This window comes from Anaerotignum sp. (assembly GCF_045122575.1).
GTDB lineage: Bacteria > Bacillota > Clostridia > Lachnospirales > Anaerotignaceae > Anaerotignum_A.
On sequence record NZ_JBGVHV010000071.1, the window covers coordinates 1 to 3,428 of the forward strand.

Sequence of the window (3,428 nt, forward strand, 5' to 3'; positions counted from 1 at the left end):
AAGCGCTGCCGCAGGATACAGTGATCCTGACTGCAGGCTGTGCGAAGTATAAATACAACAAACTGCCTCTGGGCGAGATCGGCGGTATCCCCCGCGTGCTGGATGCGGGCCAGTGCAATGACTCCTATTCTCTTGCAGTGATTGCCCTGAAGCTGAAGGAAGTATTTGGACTGGAAGATATCAACGACCTGCCTATCATTTATAACATTGCATGGTACGAACAGAAAGCAGTCATCGTTCTATTGTCCCTGCTGTATCTGGGTGTGAAGAATATCCATCTGGGTCCTACACTGCCTGCGTTCCTCAGCCCCAATGTGGCAAAGGTGCTGGTGGATAATTTCGGTATCGGCGGGATCACAACGGTAGAAGAAGATCTGAAGATGTTCTTTGGCGAAACAAAATAAAATGGAAACAGTCCCTCGTTTTTACGGGGGATTTTTTGATTGGAGATAGAGGAAACGTTGCATAAAATGTATAAAAATAGTATAATCGTGGCATACAAATGTTTTTGAGAAGAAAACAGAGCGGAGGGAAGCCTATGTTTTTGGATAACAGTATTTATTTGGGTCTGGCTGAGGAAGAAAGAGTGTTTCTGCCTTTAAATATGGCGAACCGCCATGGGCTGGTTGCCGGTGCCAGCGGTACAGGCAAGACCATCACCATGAAAGTTATGGCAGAATCTTTTTCGGATGCAGGAGTACCTGTATTCCTTTGTGATGCCAAGGGGGACGTTTCCGGTCTGTGTGCCCCCGGTAAACAGAATGAAGGCATGGAAAAGCGGATCGATAAATTCGGCATCAGAGATTCCTTTGCATATAAAGGCTATCCTGTTACTTTCTGGGATATTTATCAGGAAAAAGGTCATCCTGTGCGCATCACGGTTTCCGATATGGGGCCTGATCTTTTGGCGCGGATCCTTGATCTGACCCCTGCGCAGGAAGGTGTTATGAATATTATTTTCCGCATTGCTGATGACAAGGGGCTGAAACTGATCGACCTGAAAGACCTCAGAGCCATGGTAAGTTATGTGGATGAGCATAAAAAAGAATTTGCGGTGGACTACGGCAATATCACCACCCAGTCTCTGGGGGGCATCTCCCGTGCACTGCTTCCTCTGGAAGATCAGGGCGGCGAACAGTTTTTCGGGGAACCTGCGCTGGATATGGCAGACTGGATGCGCTGCGATGAAAACGGCAAGGGGATGGTGAATATCCTTGACTGTGTGAAACTGATGCAGAACCCCAAGCTGTATTCCAGCTTCCTGTTGTGGATGCTGTCCGAATTGTTTGAAACCCTGCCCGAAGAAGGGGACATGGAAAAACCGAAACTGGTATTTTTCTTTGACGAAGCCCACATGCTCTTTGCGGATGCGCCGAAAGCCTTGGTACAGAAGGTGGAACAGGTGGTAAAACTGATCCGTTCCAAAGGGGTTGGGATCTATTTCGTGACCCAGAGCCCCGGGGATATTCCCGATTCCGTTCTGGCTCAGCTGAGCCATCGGGTGCAGCATGCGCTGCGTGCCTATACGCCTGCGGAAAGAAAGGCAGTGCGAGTGGCAGCCCAGTCCTTCCGTGAAAATCCTGCCTTCAAAACAGAGGAACTGATCTGTGAGCTTGGCGTGGGCAAGGCGCTGGTTTCCTGTCTGAATGAAGAAGGGGTACCTCAGATGGTACAGCATACCTCTATTATCTGCCCCCAGAGCCTGATGGCGGCGGCAGATGAAGCAGCTAGAAGTGCGGCGCTGATGAAGGATGGTATGGAAAAATACGATGAAACCGTGGATAACGAATCTGCCTATGAAGTGCTGACAGGCAAAGAGGAAGAAGAGGCAAAGGCGGCAGAGGAAGAAAAAGCTGCCAAAGAAGAGGAAAAGGCAGCGGAAAAAGCCGCGAAGGAAGAAGAAAAACGACTGGCAAAGGAAGAAAAGGAAAGAGAAAAAGCCGAACTGAAACGTCAGAAAGAGCTGGAAAGAGAAGAAGAAAAGAGACGCAAGGCTGCAGAAAAACGCAAGGAAAAAATTCAGAAGGAACTGATGGATGTGGGGGTAAAAGCCCTGAAACGCGGTCTGCTGAATACACTTTTGAAGAAAAGATAAGAAAAATACGGAAGAAAGCGGTGCAAAAATGCACCGCTTTTTGTGCGATATTGGTAAACAATGTAAAGAATGTGTTAGATATCAAATAAAATAATGTACAAAATGAAGTGGTTTTGTTGTGGTTTTTTAAAAATAATGTTATAATTACACAAACTATGTCCAAATGCATTGAAACAAGGAAGATTAAAGAAGGTGTGGAATCAAAATGAGTGAACCCATTATCGTTTTAGAAGGGGTAGAAAAGAGATTCGGCAGCAATCTGGTCGTAAAAAATCTCGATCTTGAAGTTGCAGAAGGCGAATTTCTGACGCTGCTGGGTCCTTCCGGTTGCGGGAAAACAACAACACTGCGTATGATCGCAGGCTTCGAAGAAGCATCCGCAGGCATCATCAAGGTAGAAGGCGAAAGAGTCGAAAACAAAGAACCCTTTGAAAGAAACGTAAATACCGTGTTCCAGAACTATGCACTGTTCCCTCATATGACAGTGTTCAACAATATTGCTTACGGTCTGACCATCAAGAAAGTACCAAAGGCGGAAATCAATGAACGCGTAACGGAAATGCTGCAGATGGTGCAGATGGAACCTTACGCAAAAAGAAAGCCCGATGAACTTTCCGGCGGTCAGAAACAGCGTGTTGCTATCGCCCGTGCGCTGGTAAACAGACCCAAGGTACTTCTGCTGGATGAACCTCTGGGTGCGCTGGATCTGAAACTGCGTAAACAGATGCAGATCGAACTGAAACGTCTGCAGAAAAAGCTGGGCATCACATTCATCTATGTTACCCATGACCAGGAAGAAGCCCTGACCATGAGTGACCGTATCGCCGTTATGCATGGTGGTGTGCTGGAACAGCTGGATGTGCCCACAGAAATCTATGAACATCCCAAAACAAGATTTGTAGCCGGCTTTATCGGCGAATCCAATATTTTTGATGGTAAGGTCATTGCTAAAGACGGCGATCTTCTGACTGTGGAAACCACAGAAGGCAACCTGCAGGTAGTTGGTGCCGATTTCGCCGTTGGGGAAGAGATGCATGTTTCCATCCGCCCCGAATATCTGGAAGTTTCCACAGCACCTGTGGCAGGCTTCACACTGGAAGGCAAGATCAAAGACTTTATCTATCAGGGCTCTGTGGTAAAAACTGCCGTAGACCTGAAGGGCGGCATGGAAGTGAAATATTCCAGATTCGAGCAGGATCAGGCTGTTTCTGAAGGGGAAAAGGTATATGTATGCTGGAAGCCCGAAAAAGCAGTTGCGATCAAGAAATTTGAGCAGGGGGCGGTTTGATGAGTAGTGCAAGTCAGGCTGCAATGCCCAAGAAAAAGAACCTGC

At 47.3% G+C, this 3,428-nt stretch carries 2 protein-coding genes and 1 pseudogene; all 3 read left to right on the plus strand.

Annotated elements, in window-relative coordinates; all coding sequences use genetic code 11:
• A pseudogene (locus ACJMLT_RS03325) lies at nucleotides 1-404 on the plus strand (hydroxylamine reductase); the annotation flags it as partial.
• A 134-nt stretch (nucleotides 405-538) separates the two neighbouring features.
• The gene (locus ACJMLT_RS03330; RefSeq protein WP_405726565.1) at nucleotides 539-2,095 is read left to right on the plus strand and encodes a helicase HerA-like domain-containing protein; all 1,557 of its coding nucleotides are present in this window, start codon (nucleotides 539-541) and stop codon (nucleotides 2,093-2,095) included.
• 205 nt (nucleotides 2,096-2,300) lie between these two features.
• Complete coding sequence (locus ACJMLT_RS03335; protein ID WP_405726568.1) at nucleotides 2,301-3,383, plus strand: ABC transporter ATP-binding protein; 1,083 nt, start codon at nucleotides 2,301-2,303, stop codon at nucleotides 3,381-3,383.
• Nucleotides 3,384-3,428 lie beyond the last annotated feature (45 nt).